Source organism: Algoriphagus sp. NF (assembly GCF_028823735.1).
GTDB classification, from domain to species: Bacteria; Bacteroidota; Bacteroidia; order Cytophagales; family Cyclobacteriaceae; genus Algoriphagus; species Algoriphagus marincola.
On sequence record NZ_JAPEIB010000113.1, the window covers coordinates 1 to 637 of the forward strand.

Genomic DNA, 637 nt, shown 5'->3' on the forward strand with positions numbered 1-637 from the left:
GCCGGCAGATTCAACCGGGATTTCTCCTGTCCCGGCCTACTCAGGATACCCGCCTCACAAACAAAAATTCCAGTACGGGACTCTCACCCCCTGCGGTCGGCCTTCCCATGCCGTTCCCGTCTCCTTGTTTGAAATCATGCAGGTCCTACTACCCCCAGCCTGCCGAAACAGCCTGGGTTTGGGCTAATCCGGGTTCGCTCGCCACTACTACCGGAATCACTGTTGTTTTCTCCTCCTGTGGGTACTTAGATGTTTCAGTTCCCCACGTTCGCCTGTCTTTCGACATAGTCCTTAAAGGACTGGGTTGCCCCATTCGGACATCCGCGGATCATTTCGCCTCAGCCGATCCCCGCGGCTTTTCGCAGCTTGGCACGTCCTTCCTCGCCTCTGAGAGCCTAGGCATCCCCCGTGCGCCCTTATTCACTTACTCTTTTAATCTTATTATCCGCTGCTCTCGCAGCAAATACTCTGTTACAGTTTCTACGCAATATGTCAATGAACTTGCTTCCGCTTCTCACCGGGGCCCTGAGCCCCGAAAGCGGATCACGTGAAATGTGCACAGCAGTACTTCTTCCAATACCGACAGGTTTTCTTTCCAGAAAGGAGGTGTTCCAGCCGCACCTTCCGGTACGGCTAC

General features: G+C 54.5%; 1 rRNA gene. It reads right to left on the minus strand.

Features of this window, described 5'->3' with window-relative positions:
• Positions 1-430: ribosomal RNA gene (locus tag OU792_RS18610) — 23S ribosomal RNA — on the minus strand; the annotation flags it as partial.
• Between the last annotated feature and the right edge of the window lie 207 nt (positions 431-637).